Raw genomic sequence first — 24,384 nt, 5'->3', positions numbered from 1 at the left:
GTCGAAGCGCATGCGACGAAGTCGCGAGTCTCGACGGCTCGGACGCGAGGCCCACCCGTCGCCCGACCGCCACCCCTCATCGAATCGCTACGCGATGCTGAATACTCGGGGCCGCGAACACGCCGCGTCCGCGCGGCCAAGAACACAGCCGCCAATAGACTCGTCCGGGTGGCCGAGCGGATTCCTGTTCTGATCGTCGCCGGGTTCCTGGGATCCGGGAAGACGACGCTGCTCAACCATCTGCTGCGCAATAACCGCGGTACGCGGATCGGCGTGGTGGTCAATGACTTCGGGGCCATCAATATCGATGCCATGCTGGTGGCCGGGCAGGTCGACGCCATGGTGTCGTTGGGCAACGGATGTGTCTGCTGTGCGGTCGATGTCGGCGAACTCGACGAGTTGTTCACCAAGCTGGCGCAGCCGCGCGCCAAAATCGATGTGATCGTGGTGGAAGCCAGTGGTCTGGCCGAACCGCGCAATCTGATCCGGATGGTGGTCGGCACCGAGAATCCGCGCATCCGCTATGGCGGATTGGTCGAGGTGGTGGATGCCGAACAGTTCCCGGACACGCGCGGGCGCCATCCCGAACTCGCCACGCATCTGCGACTGGCGGATCTGGTGGTGCTGAACAAGGCCGATCGGGTACCACGGGATCGGCTGGAGCTAGTGCGGCAGGAGATCACCGAGCTGATCGGGCCGGTTCCGGTGTATGCGACCACTCACGGACGCATCGACCCGGGCCTGCTGTTCGACGAACCGCTGCGCGAAATACCCAGGGTCGCCGAACAATTGAGCTTCGACGAACTGCTCGACGAACACGATCACACGCATGACCACCAGCACGACCACGCCGGGCACCGGCATCTGCACGACGACTACACCAGCGTGTCCTTCACCAGCGAGCGGGAATTGGATCCGCGGCGCCTGGTCGCATTCTTGGAGGACCCGCCGCCGGGCTTGTTCCGCGCCAAGGGTTTTGCCGCCTTCGGTGTCGCGGCCGAACGCCGGAAGTTCGTGCTGCATATGGTCGGCCGCCACATTGTCTTCGAACCGGACTCCTGGTCGCGCGGCGAATCGCGCACGACGCAGCTGGTATTGATCGGTGCGGGTCTACCCGCCGATGCGGCGCTGCGACGGCTGCACGACACTGTGCATACCAACGCCGAACCACTGGATCCCGCTGCCATGCTCGGCATCTGGCGCTACACACCGCACTGACGCCGCAGCGAACAGAGGCAGCTCGACAGTGTTGGCGTGTCGACAAAGTTGGCGCGTTCTGCTCGTAGCTGGCGCGTTCGGTACTTGGCGCGGCAATGGCGCATACATAAGACTGACGCATTGCCCCGCCGCGCGTGGCATATGCGCAACGTAGCGAACCTGCTGCGCGCGGTGTCGGTTCGGCGCCCGAACCGTGATCGACCGTATTTGTCTCTACGACCGATTGGAGAGTTCCGTGTCAGAGACCTGGGAGAGCGCGACGGCGTACGTGGTCGCTGCGTTAGAGGCCAAGGGCACCGCGACGCGTGATGATTTCGATGTGCCCGCCATTGTCGCCGCAACCCGAGATATCGTCGATGGCTGGGATTTCCGTGTCATCGAGGATGCGACATTCTGGCGTATCGCGTCAACCTTCCTGAAGGTGTGACCGCATCCGGTGCTGACACGGGTGCGGCGCGGGGGTGCGGCGGATCAGGCCAGGAGGTTCGATCGGTGCATGGGCTGGGTCATGGACCGTCGGCGGGCCGCCCGCCGCATCGACCCCGCATCCGAATACCCCAGTAGTTCGGCCTGGCGCGTTCGGCTCAGTGGCCCATCCACATTCGCCTGTGCCAGGCGGGCATTGCGCGCCCGCTCCAATTCCGATCGCCAGGTGGTACCCGCCTCCAGCAGCCTGCGTTGCAGCGTGCGCGGGCTGGTGGCGAGTCGGCGGGCCACCCGATCCAGCGATACCGCTCCCTCGGCCAGTGCGTCGGTGACGGCGGCGGCGACCCGATCCGGCCATGCGGTAGTCAAGGGCGGCGGTGGCGGGAGCGCGTCGGCCAGCGGCCGCAGCACGCCGGCCAGCACCGGATCGCTGGTGGTCAGCGGCAGTTCCATAGCGCTGGCATGGAAGGTCATGGCATCGAACGGTGCGTCGAATTCGATGGCGGGGCCGCCGAAGACCTCGACGAAGGCGTCGATTTTCGCGGGTGCCTGCTGCCGCAGTGCCACCCGCAGCGGGATGAGCGGTTCGCGGACCACCCGCCGTGCCCGGCTGAGCACCGCCGCCAGTCCCCACAGTTGGGTGAGATCGCGGCCACGGCCCTCGCCATCGATCATGTCGAGATACAGCGTGACCTCGTCTTCATTCTCGGTGACCAGGTCGAAGCGGTGATTGGTGGTCACGGCGGCGACATAGGGGCCACAGGTCGCCAGACCGGCGCCGAGCGTTGGTGCGGTGGAGAACAGATAGTCGTAGAGGCCGAGGCTGGTGAGTTCGTAGCGGCTGGCCACATACAGCGCGACATTCGGATCGCCGAGCGCGTGTTCACCGAGTTCCCAGAGCCGCGAGAAGGTGTGACTCGGCAGGTGCACATCCTCGCCAGCCATGGTCCATTCGGGTAGTCCGGTCTCGCGGATCAGCCGATCCCGGTCCACCCCCGCCGCCGTGAGCTGTGCGATGACGAATCTGTGCAGCAATACCTGGTCGGTTCCCAATGCGCCCCTCCTGCTGCGGATCGACGAATCTTCTGCGGGGAGAACGCTATCCCGCGGGTATTGAATCGTCAGTGAATTCGCGTCACAACGTTGTTTCGGGCAACCCGACCGGCGCTCATGACGAGGTTGAACATTGGCAATGACCCTTTACCCGCAGGCGTTGACCCATTCGGATAGACCGTCGGCGAACAATTGGCGCTTCCAGATCGGCACTTCGTGTTTGATCCGATCCACCAATTCCGCACAGGTGGTGAAGGCTTCGGCGCGATGCGGTGCGGCGACCGCGACGACGATCGCGAGGTCACCGACGGTCAGCTGACCGACTCGGTGGACGGCCGCGACCGGCAGTCCGGAGCGTTCGGCGAGTGCGGCGCAGCAATTGCGCAGAAATCGTTCGGCGTCCGGATGCGCGGAATACTCCAGCGCGGAAACCGCCTGTCCGCCATCGTGATCGCGCACCTTGCCGGTGAACACCACGACCGCGCCGTACTCCGGCCCGGTCACAGCGGCCTCCACGACCGCCGGGTCCAGCGGCTGATCGCTGATACCCGCCAGGCGTACGGCCGCGAATTCACTTGTGGTCATGGTTGCCGCCTCCTGCTACTTGCGCGAGCAGATGATCCAGAAGCGGCTCCAGCACCGCCATACCGTCTTTGACCCCGCCGGGGGAGCCGGGCAGATTCACGATCACCGATCGGCCCGCCAGCCCGGCGACGCCGCGACTGAGCGCGGCCAGTGGGAATTTCGCGGTGCCGCGCTGCCGAATCGCCTCTGCGACACCGGGCAATTCGCGATCGAGCACCGCGAGTGTTGCCTCGGGAGTGGCATCGGTGGGGGAGGCGCCGGTGCCGCCGGTGCTGATCACCAGCGACGGCGCGAAGCGCAGCGCGTCGGCGAGGCCGATATCGATCTCGGCATCGGCGTATACCAGCGGTCCTCGCACCGAGAAGCCAAGTCCGCCGAGCCATTGCGCGAGCACCGGGCCGGTGGTATCCACGCGGGTGCCGACCGCTGCGCCGGTGGATGCGACCAGCACCACCGCCGAGCGCTCACCTTCCGAGATATCCACCGCCGCAGCGTCTTCCGCGGCTTCGGTGGCTTCCGGTTCATTGTCGAGCAGCGAAACGGGGGTCGCTGGGGCCGGTTCCTCGGGGCGTTCCCAGTGTCCGTGTTTGCCACCCTCTTTGGTGAGCAGTCGGATACCGTCGAGAGTCGCGGCCGGGTCGACCGCCTTGACCATATCGTGCAGCGTGAGTCCCGCCACCGCGACCGCGGTGAGCGCCTCCATCTCGACGCCGGTGGGGCCCTTGGTCTTCGCCCTCGCCCGGATCGTGATGGCGGTGTCGGTAAAGCCGAATTCGACCTTCACCGACGACAGCGCCAGCTGATGGCACAGCGGAATCAGTTCGGAGGTCTTCTTCGCACCCGCGATACCGGCGATCCGGGCGGTGGCGAGCACATCGGCCTTCGGCATATCGTCGGCCCGCACCAGCGCGATCACCTCGGCGGTGGTCCGCAGCTCACCGGCCGCGACCGCGATCCGGGTGGTGTCGGACTTCGCGCTCACATCGACCATGCGGGCGCGACCTTCCCGGTCGACATGGGACAACTCACTCATAGCAACCACACTCGCACAGGCGCGCCGACCGGCAGCGCGGTGACCGCCGCTGGCACATCGATCAGCACATCCGCCCAGGCCATGCCCGCGATGAGATGTGAACCCGGCCCGGAGACGACCTCGACGGCTTCCGGATTCCGGTGCAGGCCGGGCGCGGCGTCGTCATCGTGGACGAGCCGTCCGCGCAGGAATTGACGTCGTCCCTCGGGCGAGCGCACCGCATTGCGCAGTGGCACCTGGTAGACCTCCACCTCGGGCAGACCGGCCAGGCGGCGCAGTATCGGCCGGGCGAACACCTCGAAGGACACCATGGTGCTCACCGGATTTCCGGGAAAGCTCAGCACCGGTACACCGTTGACGACGGTGCGGCCCTGCGGCCCGCCGGGTTGCACCGCGACCGAGCCGAATTCCCCGCCCATCGGCCCGAGCACATCCTTGACCACCTCGAAGTCGCCCTTGGAGACCCCGCCGGAGGTGAAGACGATATCGGCGGATTCCGTTGCGGCGGATAGCAATGCGCGAAATCGCTCCGGATCGTCGGTGCTGTGCTCGACCGAGACGACGGTGACACCGTTCGCGGTCAGCGCGGCCGCGAGAGCGATGCCGTTGGAGTTGTAGATCTGGCCGGGGCGCAATGGTGTTCCGGCGGAGACGAGTTCGTCACCGGTGGTGATCACCGCCGCGCGAATCGGCTGGAATACCGGCACCGTCGCGAGCCCGACCGCGGCGAGCGCAGCGATATGGCGCGGCGCGAGGGTCGTGCCCGCCCGCGCCAGCAATTCGCCGGTGCGCACGTCGGTGCCCGGTTCGCGCACGAATTCTCCTGCGGTGCGGCCCCGCTCGACGGTCACCGTCGCGCCATCGCTGTGCACATCCTCGACCGGCACCACACAATCGGCGCCGGGCGGAATCGGCGCACCGGTCATCACCTTCATCGCGGTGCCGGGCGGCAATGGTGTCTGCCCGGCGGCGCCCGCCGCGACCACACCGGCCAGCGGCAGGGTCACCGGAGTGAGGACCACCGATTCGGCGCGCACCGCGTATCCGTCCATCGCGGAGTTGCGGAATACCGGCAGGTCCACCGGCGCATGGATGTCCTCGGCCAGCTGTCGGCCCAGCGCCGCGGGTACCGCGACGGATTCGACCGGCCGCGTGGCCAGTGGTCGCAGCAGCGCTTCGATGGTGTCGCGGTACGCGTCGGCGGACCGGGCCGCGGCGCGGCTCGGTCGGTGGCCACCGGAGGTGGTGGGGCGCGAGGTCATGCGGCCAGCCTAATCGCCGATCGGTAGCGAGTTCTCTCGTCGTTTCACACGAACGCTCACCTGCTGAACTCGGAGTTTGTGAGGCCAGGATGGTGCGGTCCGCCCATGGGCATGGCGTACGGACCGGTCATAATGGACGTGTGACGCTGGTCGAGATGGGGATTCCCGCCGTACGGTCCAGGGTGCCCTCGCTCGACGGACGCCCCGATACGCCATATCTGGTGGATCGATTCGGGCGCACCGCACGCGATCTGCGCGTATCGATCACCGAAAAATGCTCACTGCGCTGCACCTACTGCATGCCCGAAGAGGGCCTGCCCGCAATCCCGCAGCAAGAACTGCTGACCGTCGAGGAAATCGTGCGACTGGTCGCGCTGGCCGTGCGGGAGCTAGGGGTGCGCGAGGTCCGGTTCACCGGCGGCGAGCCGCTGATGCGCCGCGATCTCGAGCAGATCATCGCCGGTTGCCACCAGCGGGTGCCCGAGATCCCGCTGGCCATGACGACCAATGGTGTCGGACTCGCCCATCGGGTCCGCGCACTCGCGGACGCCGGGCTCAGCCGCGTGAATGTCTCATTGGATACCGTGGATCGGCTCGGCTTCGCCCGCCTGACCCGCCGCGATCGACTCGATTCGGTCCTCGCGGGCATCCGCGCGGCCCGGGATGCCGGGCTGGCGCCGATGAAGATCAACGCGGTGCTGATGCGCGACACCCTCGCCGGTGCGCCGGATCTGCTGCGCTGGTGTCTGGACGAGGACTGCGAACTGCGGTTCATCGAGGAAATGCCGCTGGACGCCGATCACGAATGGGCGCGCGCCAATATGGTGACCGCGGCCGAATTGCTCGATGTCCTCGGCACCCGCTTCACACTCACCGAGGCGGGCCGGTCCGATCCGTCGGCCCCGGCGGAGAAATGGCTCGTCGACGGCGGTCCGGCGACGGTCGGCATCATCGCCACGGTGACCCGCAAGTTCTGCGATACCTGCGACCGAACCCGGCTCACCGCCGATGGCATGCTGCGGTCCTGTCTGTTCAGCGATGAGGAATTCGACGTGCGCCAAGCACTGCGCACGGGCGCCGACGATGATGAGATCGCCACCATCTGGCGCGGCGCCATGTGGAACAAGTGGGCGGGTCACGGTATCGACGCCGAGGGTTTCGTCCCCCCGGAACGCACGATGGGAGCCATCGGTGGTTGAGATCCGCTACTTCGCCGCGATCGCCGACGCGGTTGGCAAGGATCGGGAAATCCTCGAATTCCCGGCCGATGCCACGGTCGCCGATCTGCGCAGCACACTGGCCGCCTCGTATGGCCCCGACCTCGACAAGATGCTCCACGTCTGCGCCTACCTGGTCGGTGACGAACTCACCCGCGACCCGTCGGTCGCCTTGACCCCCCGCGTCGACGTCCTCCCGCCCTTCGCGGGCGGCTGATCCTCCCGGTCCCAGGTGCCGCGCCGACGACGTAGTCAGCAGACTGACGTCGGCGCGTTAGCATCGGCGCGCCAACGCATCTCGTTGCTCCACCCGGAAGAAGGCCGACCCCATGATCAAGCCGCCGAAGCTATCGCTGCATCCCGCGCTCCAGAAACAGCAGGAGATACGGGGGGCCAGCTTCCAGCTGCGGCTCGCCGATCAGATCACCAGATTCGCCGGGTCGATGCAGTTCGTCTACCTCCATGCGGCGCTGTTCGCGGTCTGGATGCTGTGGTTGGAGCGCAGTCCGTGGCCGACCCTCACGCTGGTCGTCTCGTTGGAAGCGATCTTCCTGTCGACCTTCGTGATGATCGGCCAGAACCGGCAGGCGCAGTTCCAGCAGATCAAGGCCGACCACGACTTCACCGAACAGGAGTTACAGCTCAAGAGCGATCTGGAGCTGACGAAGGCCATTCACCAGATGACGACGGAACTGCATCGCAGACTGATCGAGGAAGCGGATCAGAAATAGGCTCGGCCGCTAACGGGTTCAGCGCCACCAGGTATCGAGCGGGGTGACCGGGACGGTGCGCTTGTGCCTGGTGTTGCGGAAGATAGTCTCGAGCTTCGTGGCGACCTCGGGCGTGACGTCGTTGCCCTCGAGGTAGTCATCGATTTCGGTGTAGCGCAGGCCGAGCGCCTCCTCGTCGGGCAGTGCCGGGCGGTCGTCCTCGAGGTCGGCGGTGGGGACCTTCGACCAGATGCTCGCCGGTGCTCCGAGTTCCTGCAGCAGGGCCGCGCCCTGGCGCTTGGTGAGTCCGGTCAGCGGGGTGATGTCGACGCCGCCGTCGCCGAATTTGGTGAAGAAGCCGGTGACCGCCTCCGCGGCATGGTCGGTGCCGACGACGAGCATATTCTCCTGGCCGGCGATGGCGTACTGGATCACCATGCGTTCGCGGGCCTTGACATTGCCGCGCACGAAATCGCGCAGCTTGTCCACCTGCAATGCCGAGGCCACCTCGGCGGCAACGGCATTGGCGCCGGGGCGGATATTCACTACCACCGAGCGGTCGGGCTGGATGAACCGCAGCGCGATCCGGGCGTCGGCCTCATCGGCCTGCACACCGTAGGGCAGTCGCACCGCAATGAAGGTGGCATCGGCACCGTCGGCGCGCAGTTCCTCGGCGGCGAGCTGGCACAGTCGGCCGGTCAGCGCGCTGTCCTGGCCGCCGCTGATGCCGAGCACGAAACCCCGGGCGGGACTTGCGCTCAGATAGTCTTTGAGGAAATCGATCCGCCGCCGCACCTCGACCTTCGGTTCGATATTCGACTGGACGCCCAACTCGGCGATGATCTGTTCACGCAGGTTCCCCATGGCGCCTCACTCTACTGGGCGCGACGGAATGACAACCCGTCGAACGAAGGCCTCCCAGTTGTCGCCGATCCGACACCGGTCATAGCCGAGCACATGCATCTGATGCATCACCAGCGCGGCGCCGAGCAGCCCCAGTAGCCCATCGGCGATCAGCACCACATCGCCGTCCACCCGCGCCGCCCGCAGCAGCATCGTCACGTGTGCGCGGAGCAGGCCGTAGGGCGGGCCGGTATAGCGCTGGTTCGCCTCGCCGATTTCCGCGGCGCGGTGCAGTTCGCCAGCGACCTCGATATCGAGTAGCCGGGCCCGGCCGAAGGCGACCAGCCGATCCACCGGCTCCGCCCCCGGCCCCAGCGGCGGCGGTCCGAACATGAACTCTTCCTGGAACTTTCGCTCGGCGTGGTCCAAGAGCGCGCGCAGCAGTCCCGACCTGCTGCCGAACCGGCGGAAGACGGTGCCCTTGCCAACACCGGCCCGCTTGGCCAGCGCGTCCATCGTGAGGCTGTCCACGCCTTGTTCACGCACCAGCTGTTGTGCCGCGTCCAGCAGTAGCTGGCGGTTGCGCGCCGCGTCCGCGCGTTCGGTATTGACGGGCAGGGGCGCACCGACGCCGAGCAGCGGACGCTCGGGCATCATGTCGTCCGGCATGGATGTGCTGTAGCTCACGGGCCTCTCGCGGTTCTCCGGGAATGGAATCGGACCATGGTCCGGTTAGTGTAGGCAGAAGTTCGGACACCACATCCAGTACACCAGGAGTTGTCATGAGTCAGACTCGGATCCTCACTCTGGTCGGCAGCCTCCGTGCCGCGTCGATCAACCGCCAGCTCGCCGAGGCCGCGGTGCAGACCGCGCCCGAGGGCGTCGAGATCACCATCTACGAGGGCCTTGCCGATATCCCGTTCTACAACGAGGATCTCGACGTGCCCGGCTCGGTACCCGCCGCCGCGCAGGCGCTGCGCGATGCGGTCACCGCCTCCGACGGACTGCTGCTGGTCACGCCCGAATACAACGGCAGCATTCCGGCCGTGCTCAAGAACGCCATCGACTGGGCCTCGCGGCCGTATGGCGTTGGTGCGCTCAAGGATCGGCCGGTCGCGGTGGTGAGCGGTTCGATCAGCCAGAACGCGGCCAAGTGGGCGCACGGCGACGTGGTCAAGGCGCTCGGCGTCGCGGGCGCACGCGTGGTCGAGGATGCGCACCTGCACTTCGCCGCATTCGGTGACCGGTTCGCGCAGGCGCATCCGCGCGATGATGCCGAGGCGCTGACCCAACTCGGTGCGACCGTCCACGAGCTCGTCGAGGCGACCGGCAAGCTGGTGTCCGCCTGAGTGTCGGGTCCCGATGGAAGGGCCGTCCCCGCTCCGTTCACGGAGTCCGGGGGCGGCCCTTTTTCGTTCGCCGAAAGAAGTTTGCTGGGAGGGCGCTATGGTGCGAAATTGTGATCTGCGCCACTGTTGTGTCGGGTTGCGTATCGAGCGTCCAGGTACTTACCGCTTGGGAATTTCACCGTTGTGACTCGCAACATGTCGTGTTGTATGAATCTGTCGGCCACTAGGTGTAGTGTCTTGAGTGCTGGAAGACGGAATGAGATCGGCCTCGGCCACGAGCGGCTGAGCAGGGGTTTCGGAACCGATCCAGGAATTTGCGCAGTGTAGGTCGGATCATGCATCGCTAGCGACTGATTGCAGGTCGCTCGAACGATCAGCATACGGATCACAGGCTGTGGATCAGGCATAGGAGAGAGGGACTCAATGACCATCACCGTGTACACCAAGCCCGCTTGCGTCCAATGCAATGCCACCTACAAGGCGCTCGACAAGGCTGGGGTGGACTACGAAGTCATCGATATCTCCGAGAACGACGAGGCGCGTGACTACGTCATGGCGCTGGGTTACCTGCAGGCGCCGGTTGTCGTCGCCGGTGAGGATCACTGGTCCGGCTTCCGGCCCGACCGCATCAAGTCGCTCGCAACCGTGGCGGCCTGATCGCTTCCAGCTTTCCGGTGCATCCGATGGGAAGGGGAGGTGGCCATGTCCGAAGGAACGGCGCTGGTCTACTTCTCCAGCGCCTCGGAGAATACGCATCGCTTCGTCGAGAAGCTGGGGCTCCCAGCGACTCGCATACCACTGCACACCGCTGACTCACTGCGCGTAGACGAACCCTACGTGCTGATCGTCCCCACCTACGGGGGCGGTCGGCACGTCCTGGGGGGACATAGATCCGATAAGGATTTCGTGCCGCGACAGGTCGCCAAGTTCCTCAACGATCCGCACAACCGCGCACTGCTGCGCGGTGTCGTGGCGGCGGGAAACACGAACTTCGGCGATACCTATTGCTATGCGGGCGAGGTGATCTCACGAAAGTGTGGGGTGCCTTACCTATATCGCTTCGAACTCATGGGAACCGCTGAGGACGTCGAACGCGTCCGCGAGGGATTGGGATTGTTTTGGCAACAGCAACGACAGCACCGACCGGCAAAACGGCTCGCTTAGAGCAGCCACCGGTCCGTTCCGCCGATGCGGGCGAGGTCATGGACTACCACGCCCTCAACGCGATGCTGAACCTGTACGGCGCCGACGGCAAGATCCAGTTCGACAAGGACCGCGAGGCGGCGCACCAGTACTTCCTGCAGCACGTCAACCAGAACACCGTCTTCTTCCACAATCTCGAGGAGAAGCTGGACTACCTGGTCGAGGAGAACTATTACGAGGCAGAGGTTCTCGAGCAGTACAGCCGCGGGTTCATCAAGACGCTGTTCCAGCAGGCCTACGCCAAGAAGTTCCGGTTCCCCACCTTCCTCGGCGCGTTCAAGTACTACACCTCCTACACGCTCAAGACCTTCGACGGTAAGCGCTACCTGGAGCGGTTCGAGGACCGCGTGGTCATGGTCGCGCTGACGCTGGCCGCGGGTGACGAGGTGCTCGCGGGCCGATTGGTCGACGAAATCATCGACGGCCGTTTCCAACCCGCCACCCCGACCTTCCTCAACTCGGGCAAGAAGCAGCGCGGCGAACCGGTGTCGTGCTTCCTGCTGCGCATCGAGGACAATATGGAGTCCATCGGGCGCTCCATCAACTCCGCCCTGCAGCTGTCCAAGCGCGGTGGCGGTGTCGCATTGCTGCTCAGCAATATTCGCGAGCACGGCGCCCCGATCAAGAAGATCGAGAACCAGAGCTCGGGTGTCATCCCGATCATGAAGCTGCTCGAGGATTCGTTCTCCTACGCCAACCAGCTCGGCGCGCGGCAGGGTGCGGGTGCGGTGTATCTGCACGCGCACCATCCGGATATCTACCGATTCCTGGATACCAAGCGGGAGAACGCGGATGAGAAGATCCGCATCAAGACGCTCTCGCTGGGGGTGGTCATCCCGGACATCACCTTCGAGCTGGCGAAGAAGAACGAGGATATGTACCTCTTCTCGCCGTACGACGTGGAGCGCATCTACGGCGTGCCGTTCGCCGATATCAATGTCACCGAGAAGTACTACGAGATGGTCGACGACAAGCGGATCCGCAAGTCGAAGATCAAGGCGCGCGAGTTCTTCCAGACCATCGCCGAACTGCAGTTCGAATCCGGCTACCCGTACATCATGTTCGAGGACACCGTGAACCGGGCCAACCCGATCGCGGGCAAGATCACCCACTCGAATCTGTGCTCGGAGATCCTGCAGGTCTCGACGCCGTCGCTGTTCAACGACGATCTGACCTATGCCAAGGTGGGCAAGGACATTTCGTGCAATCTCGGATCGCTCAACATTGCCAAGACGATGGATTCACCCGATTTCGCGCGGACCATCGATACCGCGATCCGGGCACTGACCGCGGTCTCGGATCAGACCCACATCTACTCGGTGCCGTCGATCGAACAGGGCAATAACGAATCCCACGCGATCGGTCTCGGCCAGATGAATCTGCACGGGTACCTGGCCCGTGAGCGGGTGCGCTACGGGTCCGAAGAGGGTATCGACTTCACCAATATCTACTTCTATACCGTGGTGTATCACGCGATTCGGGCCTCGAACCTGATCGCGAAGGAGCGCGGCACCTACTTCGGCGGCTTCCCCGAATCCAAGTACGCCTCCGGCGAGTACTTCGACAAGTACACCGACCAGGTGTGGGAGCCGAAGACCGATCGGGTCGCGCAGCTGTTCGCCGATGCGGGCGTACACATTCCGACCCAGGCCGACTGGCTCGAGCTGAAGGCCTCGGTCATGGAGCACGGTATCTACAACCAGAACCTGCAGGCCGTCCCGCCGACCGGCTCGATCTCCTACATCAACCACTCCACCAGTTCCATCCACCCGGTGGCGTCGAAGATCGAGATCCGCAAGGAAGGCAAGATCGGTCGCGTCTACTACCCGGCCCCCTACCTCACCAACGACAACCTCGAGTTCTACGAGGACGCCTACGAAATCGGCTACGAGAAGATCATCGACACCTACGCCGCCGCCACCCAGCACGTGGACCAGGGCCTGTCGCTGACCCTCTTCTTCAAGGACACCGCGACAACCCGCGACCTCAACCGCGCCCAGATCTACGCCTGGCGCAAGGGCATCAAGACTCTCTACTACATCCGGTTGCGTCAAATGGCTTTGGAGGGAACCGAAGTCGAGGGCTGCGTGAGCTGCATGCTGTAGTTGTTTCGTCCAATGGGGCGGTCTCCATCGGGAGGCCGCCCCGTTCGGCTTTTGGGTCGCATACCTCCTGGCTAGAGTTATCGGACTACGGTGAGCGTGGGTCGATAGGAGGGGCGACAGATCATGACCGATGTTGTGCTGGTGATCAATTCCGGCGGGCGACGAGATGCCGAGTGGCTCGACGAACTCGCCGATGAGCTACAGACCGATCTGCGCGAGATCAGGGGCCTCGTCGTACGACGTGCGACGGCGGCCGCGGGCGACGGCGTGAAATCCGGGGCGCTCGAGCAGATCGGCCAGCTGGTCGCCTCCGGCGGTGCGATCGGCACCGTGGCATGGGCGATCCGGGATATTGTCATCAGATTCCTGGACCGCACCAGGGCCGCCTCGGTCACCGTCAAGAATGGCGATCGGGAGGTCACCATCGCGCGGCCGAGCGACGGGCAGGTCGACAAGATCGTCGATCAGCTGCGCGACCTGCTCGACGATGAGTAGTCCGACCGGACGCCGGTTGGCGCTGTTCGTGGCCAACGACACCTACCACTTCGAGGGTCTGCCTCGGCTCTACGCGCCGGTCACCGATGCCGATCAGTTGCGAGAGTTGCTGCGCGACCCGGAGATCGGCGGCTTCCGGCCGACCGAGCTATTGATCAATGAGTCCAAGGCCGAGATCGAACGCAGTATCGAGCGGCTGTTCCGCGGCGCCGAGCCGGAGGATGTCATCCTCTTCTACTTCTCCGGTCACGGCCTGCGAACCAGGCAGAACCTGTATCTGGCGACCAGCAATACCGACCCGCAACTGATCAGCAGTACGGCGGTGTCCTCGACGTTTATCCGGGAATTGATCAGGGATTCGGCCGCGGCGGCGAAGATCATTCTGCTGGACTGCTGCTACAGCGGCGCCTTCCTCGGTTCCGATGTGGTCAAGTCCGCGCCGAATATCGATGATGTCGGTCGGGAACTCGCTGCGGGAGACGGTATCTGCGTGCTGACCGCGTCGAGCGCGATCGAGACCGCCGAGGATGGACGGGCGAGCGCGGATCAGTCCGCGCCGCTGTCGGTCTTCACCTCGGCGCTGGTGAAGGGCATCGGCACGGGCCTGGCCGATAATGGCAGCGGACTCATCGGAGCGCACGATCTGTGGACCTATGCCAGCGCCGATGTGCGCGCCCGCACGAGCAGGCAGACTCCGAATCACTACGGGGTATTCAAGGACGAGGTGTACATCGCACGGGTCCGGCGGAAGTACTCCAGCATCCTCGAGGCGGGCGATCGAGTTCAACTCGGCGATCTACTCGGTCGGCTCGAACGCGATCCGGTGGCAGGTCTGCGTGCCGAGAACTGGTGGGGGACAGGCCGACTGAAGGTGCCGATCGGTCAGGAGCGGCGCGTCGACGGTGCGGAGGGGGAGACGGTCTGGCTGGATCTGGCGGGGGCCGATGGAAATCTGCTGGTCATCGGCCGCGCCGGAGCCGGGAAGAGCACGCTGCTGCGCACGCTCGCCGGATCGCTTGCGCTCACGCATACCCCGGACGAAGTGCAGGTCTACGCGCTGGAGTCCAGTAACCGCTTGGGTTCGATGAGTGCGCTACCGCACCTTGCCGGGGTCGCGAGCGATGACGAACCCGAGCAGGTTCTGGTGCTGTTGGAGAAGGTCACCGCGGAAATCCGCAGGCGCAAAAAGCTGTACCGGGACAACAATATCGACTCACCCGCCAGTTTGCGTGCCGCCCGGCCCGTGCTGACCGAAGGCCCGGTCGCGGATATCTTTCTCCTGATCGATCGGTGGGGCGACTTCCGCGAGCACATCGCGGAACTGGACAGCAGGATCAAACAGGTGGCGAGCGCGGGTCCGGAGTACGGTGTGCACCTGGTCGCAACGGCCCGCGACTGGACCGAAATACCGGACTGGTTGGCCGATCTGCTGCCCGCACATATCGAACTGCGGCTGCACCGCCCGGCGGAATCGCGACTCAATCCCGAGCGTGCCGCCCGGCTGCCGGAGGGGCCGGGCTGGGCGCTATACGGGCAGCGACCATTTCGCGTCGCCATGCCGGATCTGCGTGAGCTGCAACAGGATTCGGTGGGCGTCGTTGAGATGACCGATGGTGCCGGCGAATTGGTGAGCCGAGTCGTCGGAGCGTGGCCCGACGCGCGCGGTCCGCAGGTGCGGCGTTCGCCGTTCGAGGGTGAGGTCGACTTCGCTGAACTGTTCGGGCTGGATGCGAATGACCAGGTCGATCTCGCCGTGGCATGGCGGCCGCGGGCCGCGCGTGAGCGGCTGCGTATTCCGATCGGTGTGACGCCCACCGGCGAAACCGTCGACCTGGATCTGAAGCAGGCCGCAGAGGGCGGTATGGGTCCACACGGTCTGGTGGTCGGTGCCACGGGTTCGGGCAAGTCGACATTGCTGAAGAATATTGTCGCTGGCCTTGCGCTCAACCACCCGCCCGACGCGCTCAACTTCCTGTTGATCTCCGCTAAAGGCGGCGATGCATTCGACAGATTCGTTGGGCTGCCGCATGTTTCGGCTATTGTCCCGGATCTGGAGGCTGATCTTCCGCTGATCGATCGTCTGGTCGAGACGATTGCGGGTGAGGTGGCGTGGCGGCAGAAGTTGCTGCAGTCGTTGGGGAATTTCGCGAACATCCGCGAATACGAGTCGGCCCGTGCGGCGGGCGCCGAGCTCGCTCCCGTGCCTCTGTTGTTCATCATCGTGGACGAGTTCGCCGAACTCCTGTCGCAGCGGCCAGGATTCGCGGATGCGTTGGTCATGATCGGACGACTCGGGCGTTCGTTGGGGCTGCATCTGTTACTCGCAACGCACCGACTCGACGGATATCGGCTCGGTGGGCTCGAGGCGCATATGTCTTATCGGATTGCGTTGCGGACGTTTTCGGCCAATGAATCGCGCGCGGTGTTGGGCGTGCCGGATGCTTATCACCTGCCGAGCACGCCTGGACATGCGTACTTGAAATATGACCACTCCGAGTTGGTTCGCATCCGAGCCGCGTACGTGTCGCGACCGGAGCGTGGCGAATTCGCCAAGGATACCGGCGCAATGGTTCAGCGCACCCTGCTCGAGGCGCTGGTTGCGCAACTGCACGGGGCTGCATCACCTGCACGTGCGGTATGGCTGCCGCCATTGACCTCGCCGACAACCATCGACATGCTGTTGTCGACCCGGAGTCACCGGGGGAGGTCGTCGGCACCGGTCGGCGTCGTCGATGATCCTTATTTGCAGCGTCAAGATGTGCTCACGACCATGCCCACGGTGGGGGATCAAGGGAACGTCGCGGTGGTCGGCGGCCGCAAGTCCGGCAAGTCCAGGGCGTTGGCGACCATAGTGCTGGCGATTGCCGCGACTCAACCCCCCGAGCAGGCCCAGTTCTATGTTCTCGATTTCGATGGCGGATTACTCACGAACCTCGCGGAGCTGCCGCATGTGGGTTCGATCGCAGACAGGTCGGATCCAGATCGGGTCCGCCGCACCGTAGCCGAGTTGGCGGCTCGGATGCGTGAGCGCGCGGATCTCTGCACATCGGCACAGGTCGAGTCGATCGACGAACTCCGCAGTCGGTGGGCGGCGGAGGTTTCCTTGCCGCCGGAACTGCGTCGGATGGATGACTCGTGGAGTGATCGGCTCGGTGATGTGTTCCTCGTCGTCGACGGCTGGCGGGAATTGATCGGGCAGTTCGAATCTCTGGATCATGAGCTGAACACTCTTGTTGCGCAGGGATTCCGGTTCGGTATCTATGTGATTCTCGCGTCCGGCAAGTGGCGCGATATCCGGCCTTCGGTGCGGGACCGGATCCGGATGCCAGTCGAGCTGCGCCTCGATGATCCGAATGAGTCCGAACTCAGCAGGAAGGCCGCGGCCCTCGTGCCCGACCTGTCGGGGCGTGGCTTGATTCTCGGGGCCGCCGGTGTCCAGCACATCATGATGGCGCTGCCGCGACTGGACTCGAATCGTGACTTCGACTCGGTGCCTGCCGGTATCCGCGCTGCCGCAGCACAGATCGCCGCGGAATACCCAGGTCGCCGTGCCCCCGAAATTCGGCTGCTGCCCGCGCACATCACGCGTGCCGAGGTGCTCGCGACCGCCGATGTGTTGTCGATCGAGCAGAGTCGGGATCGCGTGATCATCGGCGTACGCGAGTCCGATCTGCGACCGGTGGTCCTCGACTTCCGTAGCCAGCCGCACTTTCTCGTATTCGCCGACTCCGAATCGGGCAAGACGACGACGCTGCGGAATATTGTCGCGGGGCTGACCGAAAACGCCGCGCCCGAGCAAGCGAGAATTGGGCTGATCGACTTTCGGCGGACGATGCTCGGTACGGTCGGGGACGCCCATCTCGCGGGGTACGCGACCAACTCGCAGACCGCGACGGACATGGTCACCGAACTTATCGCGTACCTGTCTCGCCGCACCCCGGGACCGGATGTCACGCCACAGCAACTGCGCGAGCGCAGTTGGTGGAGTGGACCGGAGCTGTTCATCATCGTCGATGATTACGACATGGTGGGCACCAGTGTGAGCAATCCACTGCTGCCGCTGGTCGACTATCTCGCGCAGGCAAGGGATCTCGGGTTCCATTTGATCCTGGCCCGGCGCACCGGTGGCGCCGGACGTGCCATCTACGATCCGGTGATCAACAGGTTGCGCGATCTGGGTGTCGATGGATTGGTCATGAGCGGCTCGCGGGAGGAGGGTGCGCTCATCGGTGATGTGCGCCCATTGCCATTGCCGCCGGGCCGAGGTGTGTTCGTGACCCGCGTCCGCGAGCCGGAGCTGGTGCAGATCTGCGACATTCCGCACGAAGACTGAGTTTGTCTCCTCCACGAGCTGTGCTGGTGGGGTGTGGTGTCTTTGGCCGATGGGAGTCAACTCGAACAGCGCGTCGGCACGCCACACAAGACAGCTGTAGAACGAATTACGAAATACCGCAAGCGAATCCAGTTCGGATGAGCGCGCCGGTTTGACCGAACCCATCACCCGAGGCACACGCCCACGGCCACCGCGTCTCAATTCAGCCTCTTGGACAGAACCCGACGATGATGGTGCGGTGGCCGCCGCATGTCACCGCGACACGCTGACACAGTCATCGAAATCGACACGGCAGCAACACGTCTCACGACAAAGAGCTGCCCGATTCCGGAGCCTTCGAGGCGTATCCGTCCGCGGTAGTCGGTCCCGCCTACTTGCCCGGCTCGGCCTCGTCAGCTGACCCGGCCTGCCCGCCACAGAACACCGCGTTGATGAGCTTCTGCAGTATCTTCGGGAACTCTGTCATCAGGTTGATTGCGGCGTCTCCGGTGGTTATCGAGGCGGTCAAGGTCTTGCTGCCGTCGGGGGAGCTGATCATCACTGCCCCGTAGCCTCCCGGGGGGCTGCCGTTGTGGTGGTAGATGGTGCCGCCGCACGCCGGGCCCACGTCCTGAACGAATACCCCGAGGCCGTAGCCGATCTTCGGGTTCGGCTTGCGCATCTCGGCCAACAGGGCAGCCGGCAGGAGCTTGCCGCCATTCAGCGCAGAGAAGTACGTGTGCAGGTCCTCGGTGGTCGAGATCAAGTCACCTGCGGCCGGCAGCAGGGAGAGGTTCTGGCGGGTGACGTCGACCACCTTCCACTGGTCGCCGTCCTGGTAGCGGTAGTAGCCGTGGGCGTGCGGCCCGGGGATTTCGGTCTGGGTGAGGCCCGCCTCCATGGTGTGGTGCAACCCGAGCGGCTCCAAGATCCGCCGCTGCAGCTCCTTGTCGTACGTACTGCCGGTGACCTTCTCGATCAGCAGCCGGGCAACGGTGTAGTTGGTGTTGGAGTAGCTCCAGTCGGTCCCCGGCTCGAACCGAGGCTGCTTGGACAAAGCCAGCCGTACCAGCTCTTCCGGCTGGTAGGTGTGGAACCGGTTCTCGACCCATTCCTTGCCTGTCGCGGGGATCCCCGGCTCGAATCTTCCGTCGTCGTAGTACTCGCCGGTGTAGTTGAACAATCCGCTGGTGTGCTGCAGCAGCATTCGCACCGTGATCCGCCGGTCCAGGCCGAACTCGGGCAGGTAGTCGGCTACCGGCGCATCCAGCCCTACCTTGCCCTCCGCCACCAGTTTCAGAACCAGGGTCGCGGTGAAGGACTTGATGACGCTGCCTGTCCAGAACTCTCCGTCCGTCGACGGCTTCGCGGCCTCGCCCAGTTTGCGCACTCCGGCGCTGCCGACCCACTCGCCTCGTTCATCGTTCACGCGCAGCTGTATTCCGGCGAAACCGGAATCGACGATCTCCTGGATGGTCTGCTGGAGTTCCGGGCGGTTCGGGTCGGCAGCGGCGTTCGGCACTGCCGTGCTGGTGGCCGCCCCGGCCAGCGCGGTGACTGCCAGCGCGGTGACGGCCACTCGCCGGAAGACCTGGCCGCGGAGGACCGGGCGCCGGCGCACGCCGTAGCTGCGCCCCATGGTTGGCGATTGGATTCTCATGGTTCCTTCTTCTGTCCGGTGTCGGGCTCAGATGACCAGCTCGCCGAGCACTCGGCGCCGATAGCCAGATCGATGCGGATCGTCTTGTCCCCGTGTGCCTTCCGCGGCTCGGGAACTGCAATTGCGGTGCTGTTCATAGGAATACTGTCGCCAGGCCCGCTGATACCGACCTGACACCGATCTGACACGCCCGCTGACACGGATCGGCATGTCGCCCAAGACTTTTCTGCCTAGCCCCCATCGAGCCCGACCTGACCCGGCCACACAGTCGTGCCCCGAAACCTCGCTGGATCGCGCGAGAGGGGTGTTATGGGAAGAGGTTCAGCGCACAGGCGATGGCGCCGAGCGTCGCGGTGAGCGAGGTCACCCCGACGTGCATCCCGATCGACACCCGGATGTCCTTGTTCTTCCAGGCGAGCCAGGGCCCTGGGAAAAAGAAGATCACTCGGGACACGAACACCCACGGCGACCAGAAGTGGTACAGCGAGAACAGGGCCGTGTTCACCAGCGGTGCCCACCGGCCCAGCTGGGGGAGGCGGGGCAGCAGGAAGCCGCGGAAGTAGAGTTCCTCGATGAACGGCAGGGAAATTCCGGTCAGCGGCAGGCATATCACCAGCGTGGTGAGCACGACCGAGTGCGAGGCCCCATCGAAGGGGGCGGTGAAGGTGCCGCCTTTGTCCGTGAACGGGACCCAGGTGAAGAAGTTCTGGAAGAAGAATTTGTTCACCGACACAGTTGCGAACGACAGCACCCCCATCCACACGATGAGCGGGATGACCATCGCGACAAGCTTTCCGCGCGAGACCGGCCTGTCGGTGTAGTGCAGCACGCCGCGCAGCGAGAAGCGGCCGTTGCGCTTGCGGCCCAGCCACAGCAGACCCACCAGGACCGGTATCAGAATCAGGCACAGGGCGATCGCCCAACCCAAGAGGGGCGGATAGCCGATGGCCTTGACGAGTGGTTCGGCGATGAGCATATAGACGGCGACGATCAAGGCGCCGGGGACGAGGTGTAGCGCGATGGACAGTGGCAGGGAGTGCTGGTCGGCGAGCAGCCGCCCGGCGATTCCGCCCGGCAGCGGATCTTCCGTGGTGACAGTAGGCGTCTGTGCTTTTTTCATGCCGTCGACGATCACAGGGTCGGCGAATACAGCACTGACACGACACTGATATGGAGCTGACACGCCGGATACGAAAGTCCCCACCCGGGTGGTGCGTTTGTCGGGTTGCGGCTTGTCTGCGGCCTGTAGGACGGGTTTCCGGTCGTCCAGCCCAGCCGTTTCCATGTTAACCGCTCGCGATCCGGTCATGGGACGACCATTGCGGCAGCCGTATGATGCCCGAAAGCGGCGGACGCCGTGGGGCGACCGCCGCTGCAGCGGATGGGGTCAGCGCAGAGCCGGGGCTATTTCGCGTTCGAACAGGTCGATTCCGCTGGTGTCATAGGCGGCTTCGGGGAAGTTGAAGATGGCATAGGACAGGCCGAGATCGCGGACGGCGGACAGTCGCTCGACGATCTGTTCCGGGGTGCCGACGGCGGGGGAGGTGCGGAACATGCCGTCGACATAGGACTTGGCCTGGTTGTCATCGACTACGGTTGCCAACCGTGCCTGGAGTGCCGAAAGGCGTTCCTCGACTTCGGCTTCGGTGGATGCGATGACCGCGTTGAAGTTCGAGGAGCGCACGATGGCATCGAAATCGGTGCCGACATCGGCGCAGTGCGCGCGCAGAATGTCGGACTTGTGCGCGAATTCCTCCGGTGCGCCACTGAAGTTGGTGTAGCGGGCGTACTTCGCCGCGATGCGCAGCGTCTTCTTCTCACCGCCACCGGCGATCCACAGCGGAATCCCACCCTCCTGCAATGGAAGTGGCCGCACGATGGCACCGTCGACCTGGTAGTGCTTACCGTCCAGCGTGGCCTTACCGTCGGTCCAGGCCTGGCGGAAGATCTGCACACCCTCATCGAGCCGCCCAAGCCGCTCACCCGCCGACGGAAAACCGTAACCGTAAGCGCGCCACTCGTGTTCGTACCAGCCGCCGCCGATGCCCATCTCGACCCGGCCGCCCGAGATCAGATCCGTCGTCGCGGCAACCTTGGCGAGATACACCGGATTGCGGTAGCTGATCGCGGTACACATCTGCCCGAGCCGAATGCGGGATGTGCTGGCCGCGAAAGCCGCCATCAGCGTCCACGCCTCGTGGGTCGCCTCCTCGGTCGGCACCGGCACCGTATGGAAGTGGTCGTACACCCACAGCGACTCCCAGGTATCGCCGGAATCGACGCGTTGGGCGAGATCGCGCATCACCCCCCACTGCGCCGCCGGGTCGATACCGACCAAATCGAGCCGCCACCCCTGCGGAATGAAGATGCCGAAGCGCACAGATCTCTCCTTCGTGTGTTTGCACCGAACCTAGTCGCAATCGGTTCACTCTTCCCGGCTCGGCGCCACCCGGACAAGGGTTCTACGCCGGATGCGCGCAACTCGGTCGTCAATTCGCTGGCATGTGAGCTCGATTCGGGTCAAGCTGGATCGGAATAGTGATGAATAGTTATGGACAACCCCGACTCGGGGTGGACTTCGGTCGGGTCATTCAGGGGGCCGCGCTGCCGGATGGGGGCGCGGATACGGTCTTTCTCTCAGGGGCTATCGAACAGGCACTGGCCACGCCGCCGACCGATGGCGCATTCGAGGTGTTGGCGCGGCTGGTCGAGCGGTTCGACAGTCGGGTCTGGGTGATCTCCAAATGTGGGCCCCGGGTCCAGGAACGCACCCTGCAGTGGCTCGATCATCAGGGGTTCTACCAGCGGACCGGGGTGCCGCGCGAGAGCGTGCGGTGCTGCCGCAAGCGGGCGGACAAGGCGGTCCACTGCGCCGAATTGGGGATCACGCACATGATCGACGACCGCCTCGCGGTGCATCTCGCGCTGCGCGATCTGGTGCCACATCTGTATCTGTTCGGTGTGCAGGCCGAACCGGTGCCGGAGTGGATCGAGCACACGCCGACGTGGCCCGATGTCGAGAGCGCCGTCGGCGCGACATTATCGCCCTGACGCCCTGGAGTGGCAACGGTCATAGCCGGACGAGATGTCCTCGGTCTTTACCCGATTCGACTGTGAACACCAGCGCCATCGCATGTATCCTTCAAGCGGAAGCTGTGCGGCCGGCCCGTTAGGGTGGCGCATTCGAGAAATCTGCAGTGCTGACGGTGCTGCGGCGGCGATTAGGAGGTGGGGTTGCCATGCGCAGCGAACCTCCCAGTCGAAGGCCGCGCGGCGCCGCCCCTTCGTGCAGTCGTTAGCATCCGGGAGCCGTAGCTTCTCGGGTTAGCGGTCATGGGGTCGGTGCCCGCGGTGTGACTTCGTTTTTCGATTCACTCGCTTACTCGCCGTGTGCTGAGGACCTCCCATGTCACAGACCGATCTCATCGAAGCACGTCCGACGCTGTCCGCATCTCTGCAGGACATCGCGGATACCCATCGTGTCGACGCCGCGCTCGACTGGCTCGACGACCATTCGCCGCATGTCATCGCGGACGAACTCGCACGCATGGACGCCGTCCAAGCGGGCGTTGCCTTCCGTCTGCTCGACAAGGATCTGGCGCTTGCCGTCTTCGAGGAGCTCGAACCCGTTGACCAGCAACAGATTCTGGAGGGTCTGCGCGATCAGAGCTTCCGCGAGCTGGTCGAGGGCATGGACCCCGACGACCGGGCCAGGATGCTGCGCGAGGCGCCCGCCAAGGTCGCCAAGAAGGTGCTCGCCGGACTGAGCGCGCGCGAACGGCGGATGACCGCGACGTTGCTCGGCTATCCGGAGGGCTCGGTCGGGCTCTATATGACGCCGGAAGTCGTTGCGCTGCCGCGTAATTTGAGCGTGCCCGACGCGCTGCAGACGGTGCGGATCAAGGGCATCAATGCCGAGACGGTGTACACGCTGCCCGTCGTCGACTCCGGTCGCCGCCTCACCGGCATTGTCGAGTTGCGCGAACTGGTACTGAGTCGTCCGGACACGATGGTCTCCGATCTTGTCGTCACCGAACCCACATTCGTGCGCGCCACCGATTCCGCGGAGCAGGCGGCGCGGCTGATGCGCGAGACCAATGTCATCAACCTGCCGGTCGTCGACAGTGAGGACCGGCTGGTCGGGCTGCTCACCATCGATGACGCCGTCGAGGTCATCGAGGCCGCCGATAGCGAGGATGTCGCCAAGCAGGCGGGTTCCGCGCCGTGGGAGGGCCACTACATGGCGGCCAAGGTCTTCCAGTTGGCCCGCTACCGCGCGCTGTGGTTGCTGCTGTTGCTGTTCGCGGCCACCTTGACGGTCAGTGTCACCGATTTCTTCGAGGGCACCCTGCAGCAGGCGGCGCATCTGGCACTGTTCATCCCGCTGCTCATCGGCGCGGGTGGCAATGCGGGCGCCCAGGCGGCGACCGCCTGCGTGCGCGCACTCGCCGTCGGCGAGGTACGCGGTTCGGACCTGTTCAAGGTGATCTGGCGCGAATGCCGGGTCGGTCTGGTGCTCGGCACCATGCTGGCCACCGCGGGCGTCGCGATCGGCGCACTGTTCGTCGACCCGGGCACCGCCCTGGTCGTCGGCATCACCCTGGTCATCATCTGCGGCTGGGCCGCCACCATCGGCGGCACCATGCCCCTGCTGGCCAAGCGCTTCCGCATCGACCCGGCCGTCGTTTCCGCCCCCATGGTCACCACGCTGGTGGACGCAACCGGTCTGATCATCTACTTCACCACCGCCAAGATCGTCCTCGGCATCTGAGGCGAATACGAGAAATCCGATGCCCGGTTGTCGGTGACATCCGGCGGCAATGGCCGACCCGGCCATTGGTGCGGTGGGCAACCGCGCCCGGTTCCGCACCGAGATCGCCGCGGATCTCAGTGCGGTATTCGACCTGGCCGCG

21 protein-coding genes and 1 pseudogene are annotated in these 24,384 nt (G+C 64.8%); 13 read left to right on the top strand and 9 right to left on the bottom strand.

The genetic code is table 11. The features are described 5' to 3' along the window. Positions 1-168 precede the first annotated feature (168 nt). Positions 169-1,218, top strand: a complete 1,050-nt coding sequence (locus ABZ293_RS40605) for a CobW family GTP-binding protein (RefSeq protein WP_355189662.1) — start codon at positions 169-171, stop codon at positions 1,216-1,218. A gap of 235 nt (positions 1,219-1,453) precedes the next feature. Beyond that, complete coding sequence (locus ABZ293_RS40600) at positions 1,454-1,645, top strand: hypothetical protein (protein WP_355189661.1); 192 nt, start codon at positions 1,454-1,456, stop codon at positions 1,643-1,645. 44 nt (positions 1,646-1,689) lie between these two features. On the opposite strand, the gene ABZ293_RS40595 is transcribed toward ABZ293_RS40600, so the two are convergent. From ABZ293_RS40595 to glp, 4 genes are all read right to left on the bottom strand, one after another. Next, a complete protein-coding gene (locus ABZ293_RS40595) occupies positions 1,690-2,697 on the bottom strand; it encodes an AraC family transcriptional regulator ligand-binding domain-containing protein (protein WP_355189660.1) in 1,008 nt (335 codons plus the stop codon). Between the two features lie 147 nt (positions 2,698-2,844). Further along, positions 2,845-3,282 carry a molybdenum cofactor biosynthesis protein MoaE gene (locus tag ABZ293_RS40590; protein WP_355189659.1) on the bottom strand — a complete coding sequence of 146 codons (438 nt, stop codon included), beginning with the start codon at positions 3,280-3,282 and terminating at the stop codon, positions 2,845-2,847. After that, positions 3,269-4,315, bottom strand: coding sequence for a bifunctional molybdenum cofactor biosynthesis protein MoaC/MoaB (gene moaCB, locus ABZ293_RS40585; RefSeq protein WP_355189658.1), 1,047 nt, complete (start codon positions 4,313-4,315; stop codon positions 3,269-3,271). Before moaCB ends, ABZ293_RS40590 begins: the two co-directional genes overlap by 14 nt. Continuing rightward, positions 4,312-5,577 carry a gephyrin-like molybdotransferase Glp gene (glp, locus tag ABZ293_RS40580; RefSeq protein ID WP_355189657.1) on the bottom strand — a complete coding sequence of 422 codons (1,266 nt, stop codon included), beginning with the start codon at positions 5,575-5,577 and terminating at the stop codon, positions 4,312-4,314. The genes moaCB and glp overlap by 4 nt, the downstream gene beginning before the upstream one ends. Positions 5,578-5,717: 140 nt before the next feature. Here glp and moaA point away from each other — a divergent pair, with 140 nt between their 5' ends. The 3 genes from moaA to ABZ293_RS40565 all read left to right on the top strand — a co-directional run bounded on the left by moaA (position 5,718) and on the right by ABZ293_RS40565 (position 7,525). Then, positions 5,718-6,776, top strand: a complete 1,059-nt coding sequence (gene moaA / locus ABZ293_RS40575) for a GTP 3',8-cyclase MoaA (RefSeq protein ID WP_355189656.1) — start codon at positions 5,718-5,720, stop codon at positions 6,774-6,776. After that, positions 6,769-7,011, top strand: a complete 243-nt coding sequence (locus ABZ293_RS40570) for a MoaD/ThiS family protein (protein WP_355189655.1) — start codon at positions 6,769-6,771, stop codon at positions 7,009-7,011. Before moaA ends, ABZ293_RS40570 begins: the two co-directional genes overlap by 8 nt. Before the next feature lie 112 nt (positions 7,012-7,123). Continuing rightward, positions 7,124-7,525 (top strand): DUF1003 domain-containing protein, encoded by a 402-nt coding sequence (locus ABZ293_RS40565; RefSeq protein ID WP_355189654.1) that lies wholly within the window; start codon positions 7,124-7,126, stop codon positions 7,523-7,525. Between the two features lie 18 nt (positions 7,526-7,543). Here the strand turns inward: ABZ293_RS40565 and nadE are convergent, their stop codons facing one another. Then, a complete protein-coding gene (gene nadE, locus ABZ293_RS40560; RefSeq protein WP_355189653.1) occupies positions 7,544-8,368 on the bottom strand; it encodes an ammonia-dependent NAD(+) synthetase in 825 nt (274 codons plus the stop codon). A 6-nt stretch (positions 8,369-8,374) separates the two neighbouring features. After that, complete coding sequence (locus ABZ293_RS40555) at positions 8,375-9,001, bottom strand: helix-turn-helix domain-containing protein (RefSeq protein ID WP_354960965.1); 627 nt, start codon at positions 8,999-9,001, stop codon at positions 8,375-8,377. Between the two features lie 128 nt (positions 9,002-9,129). On the opposite strand from ABZ293_RS40555, the gene ABZ293_RS40550 reads away from it, so the two are divergent. From ABZ293_RS40550 to eccCb, 6 genes and pseudogenes are all read left to right on the top strand, one after another. Next, entirely contained in the window at positions 9,130-9,696 is a 567-nt protein-coding gene (locus tag ABZ293_RS40550; protein WP_355189652.1) for an NAD(P)H-dependent oxidoreductase, read from the top strand. Between the two features lie 423 nt (positions 9,697-10,119). Next, complete coding sequence (locus ABZ293_RS40545) at positions 10,120-10,353, top strand: redoxin NrdH (RefSeq protein ID WP_040693941.1); 234 nt, start codon at positions 10,120-10,122, stop codon at positions 10,351-10,353. A 45-nt stretch (positions 10,354-10,398) separates the two neighbouring features. Further along, a complete protein-coding gene (nrdI, locus tag ABZ293_RS40540) occupies positions 10,399-10,860 on the top strand; it encodes a class Ib ribonucleoside-diphosphate reductase assembly flavoprotein NrdI (RefSeq protein ID WP_354960959.1) in 462 nt (153 codons plus the stop codon). A 38-nt stretch (positions 10,861-10,898) separates the two neighbouring features. Continuing rightward, a pseudogene (gene nrdE / locus ABZ293_RS40535) lies at positions 10,899-13,004 on the top strand (class 1b ribonucleoside-diphosphate reductase subunit alpha); the annotation flags it as partial. Between the two features lie 123 nt (positions 13,005-13,127). Further along, positions 13,128-13,499, top strand: a complete 372-nt coding sequence (locus tag ABZ293_RS40530; protein WP_355189651.1) for a hypothetical protein — start codon at positions 13,128-13,130, stop codon at positions 13,497-13,499. After that, positions 13,492-17,832: a type VII secretion protein EccCb gene (gene eccCb, locus ABZ293_RS40525; RefSeq protein WP_355189650.1), complete on the top strand. Its 4,341-nt coding sequence runs from the start codon at positions 13,492-13,494 to the stop codon at positions 17,830-17,832. The genes ABZ293_RS40530 and eccCb overlap by 8 nt, the downstream gene beginning before the upstream one ends. Before the next feature lie 370 nt (positions 17,833-18,202). Here eccCb and ABZ293_RS40520 read toward each other — a convergent pair whose 3' ends face one another. The 3 genes from ABZ293_RS40520 to ABZ293_RS40510 form a co-directional block, all read right to left on the bottom strand. Continuing rightward, positions 18,203-19,450, bottom strand: a complete 1,248-nt coding sequence (locus tag ABZ293_RS40520) for a serine hydrolase domain-containing protein (RefSeq protein WP_355189649.1) — start codon at positions 19,448-19,450, stop codon at positions 18,203-18,205. Positions 19,451-19,778: 328 nt separating this feature from the next. Beyond that, on the bottom strand, positions 19,779-20,591 hold the full coding sequence (locus ABZ293_RS40515) for a CPBP family intramembrane glutamic endopeptidase (RefSeq protein WP_355189648.1): 813 nt from the start codon (positions 20,589-20,591) through the stop codon (positions 19,779-19,781). Between the two features lie 267 nt (positions 20,592-20,858). After that, entirely contained in the window at positions 20,859-21,851 is a 993-nt protein-coding gene (locus ABZ293_RS40510) for an LLM class F420-dependent oxidoreductase (protein WP_355189647.1), read from the bottom strand. Between the two features lie 161 nt (positions 21,852-22,012). Here ABZ293_RS40510 and ABZ293_RS40505 point away from each other — a divergent pair, with 161 nt between their 5' ends. Next, positions 22,013-22,522 carry a hypothetical protein gene (locus tag ABZ293_RS40505; RefSeq protein WP_355189646.1) on the top strand — a complete coding sequence of 170 codons (510 nt, stop codon included), beginning with the start codon at positions 22,013-22,015 and terminating at the stop codon, positions 22,520-22,522. A gap of 355 nt (positions 22,523-22,877) precedes the next feature. Beyond that, positions 22,878-24,242, top strand: a complete 1,365-nt coding sequence (gene mgtE / locus ABZ293_RS40500; RefSeq protein ID WP_355189645.1) for a magnesium transporter — start codon at positions 22,878-22,880, stop codon at positions 24,240-24,242. Positions 24,243-24,384 lie beyond the last annotated feature (142 nt).

The sequence above is a fragment of the Nocardia sp. NPDC005998 genome (assembly GCF_040614395.1).
Classification (GTDB): domain Bacteria; phylum Actinomycetota; class Actinomycetes; order Mycobacteriales; family Mycobacteriaceae; genus Nocardia.
Note: the sequence above shows the minus strand (reverse complement) of the source record. Positions and strands in the feature narration are given on the sequence as shown.

Excerpts from the sequence above, each read along its gene's own strand:
- ABZ293_RS40590 (WP_355189659.1), bottom strand. The coding sequence starts at position 3,282 with ATGACCACAAGTGAATTCGCGGCCGTACGCCTGGCGGGTATCAGCGAT.
- moaCB (WP_355189658.1), bottom strand. The coding sequence starts at position 4,315 with ATGAGTGAGTTGTCCCATGTCGACCGGGAAGGTCGCGCCCGCATGGTC.
- glp (WP_355189657.1), bottom strand. The coding sequence starts at position 5,577 with ATGACCTCGCGCCCCACCACCTCCGGTGGCCACCGACCGAGCCGCGCC.
- ABZ293_RS40565 (WP_355189654.1), top strand. The coding sequence starts at position 7,124 with ATGATCAAGCCGCCGAAGCTATCGCTGCATCCCGCGCTCCAGAAACAG.
- nadE (WP_355189653.1), bottom strand. The coding sequence starts at position 8,368 with ATGGGGAACCTGCGTGAACAGATCATCGCCGAGTTGGGCGTCCAGTCG.
- ABZ293_RS40555 (WP_354960965.1), bottom strand. The coding sequence starts at position 9,001 with ATGCCCGAGCGTCCGCTGCTCGGCGTCGGTGCGCCCCTGCCCGTCAAT.
- ABZ293_RS40550 (WP_355189652.1), top strand. The coding sequence starts at position 9,130 with ATGAGTCAGACTCGGATCCTCACTCTGGTCGGCAGCCTCCGTGCCGCG.
- ABZ293_RS40545 (WP_040693941.1), top strand. The coding sequence starts at position 10,120 with ATGACCATCACCGTGTACACCAAGCCCGCTTGCGTCCAATGCAATGCC.
- nrdI (WP_354960959.1), top strand. The coding sequence starts at position 10,399 with ATGTCCGAAGGAACGGCGCTGGTCTACTTCTCCAGCGCCTCGGAGAAT.
- ABZ293_RS40530 (WP_355189651.1), top strand. The coding sequence starts at position 13,128 with ATGACCGATGTTGTGCTGGTGATCAATTCCGGCGGGCGACGAGATGCC.
- eccCb (WP_355189650.1), top strand. The coding sequence starts at position 13,492 with ATGAGTAGTCCGACCGGACGCCGGTTGGCGCTGTTCGTGGCCAACGAC.
- ABZ293_RS40520 (WP_355189649.1), bottom strand. The coding sequence starts at position 19,450 with ATGGGGCGCAGCTACGGCGTGCGCCGGCGCCCGGTCCTCCGCGGCCAG.
- ABZ293_RS40515 (WP_355189648.1), bottom strand. The coding sequence starts at position 20,591 with ATGAAAAAAGCACAGACGCCTACTGTCACCACGGAAGATCCGCTGCCG.
- ABZ293_RS40505 (WP_355189646.1), top strand. The coding sequence starts at position 22,013 with ATGAATAGTTATGGACAACCCCGACTCGGGGTGGACTTCGGTCGGGTC.
- mgtE (WP_355189645.1), top strand. The coding sequence starts at position 22,878 with ATGTCACAGACCGATCTCATCGAAGCACGTCCGACGCTGTCCGCATCT.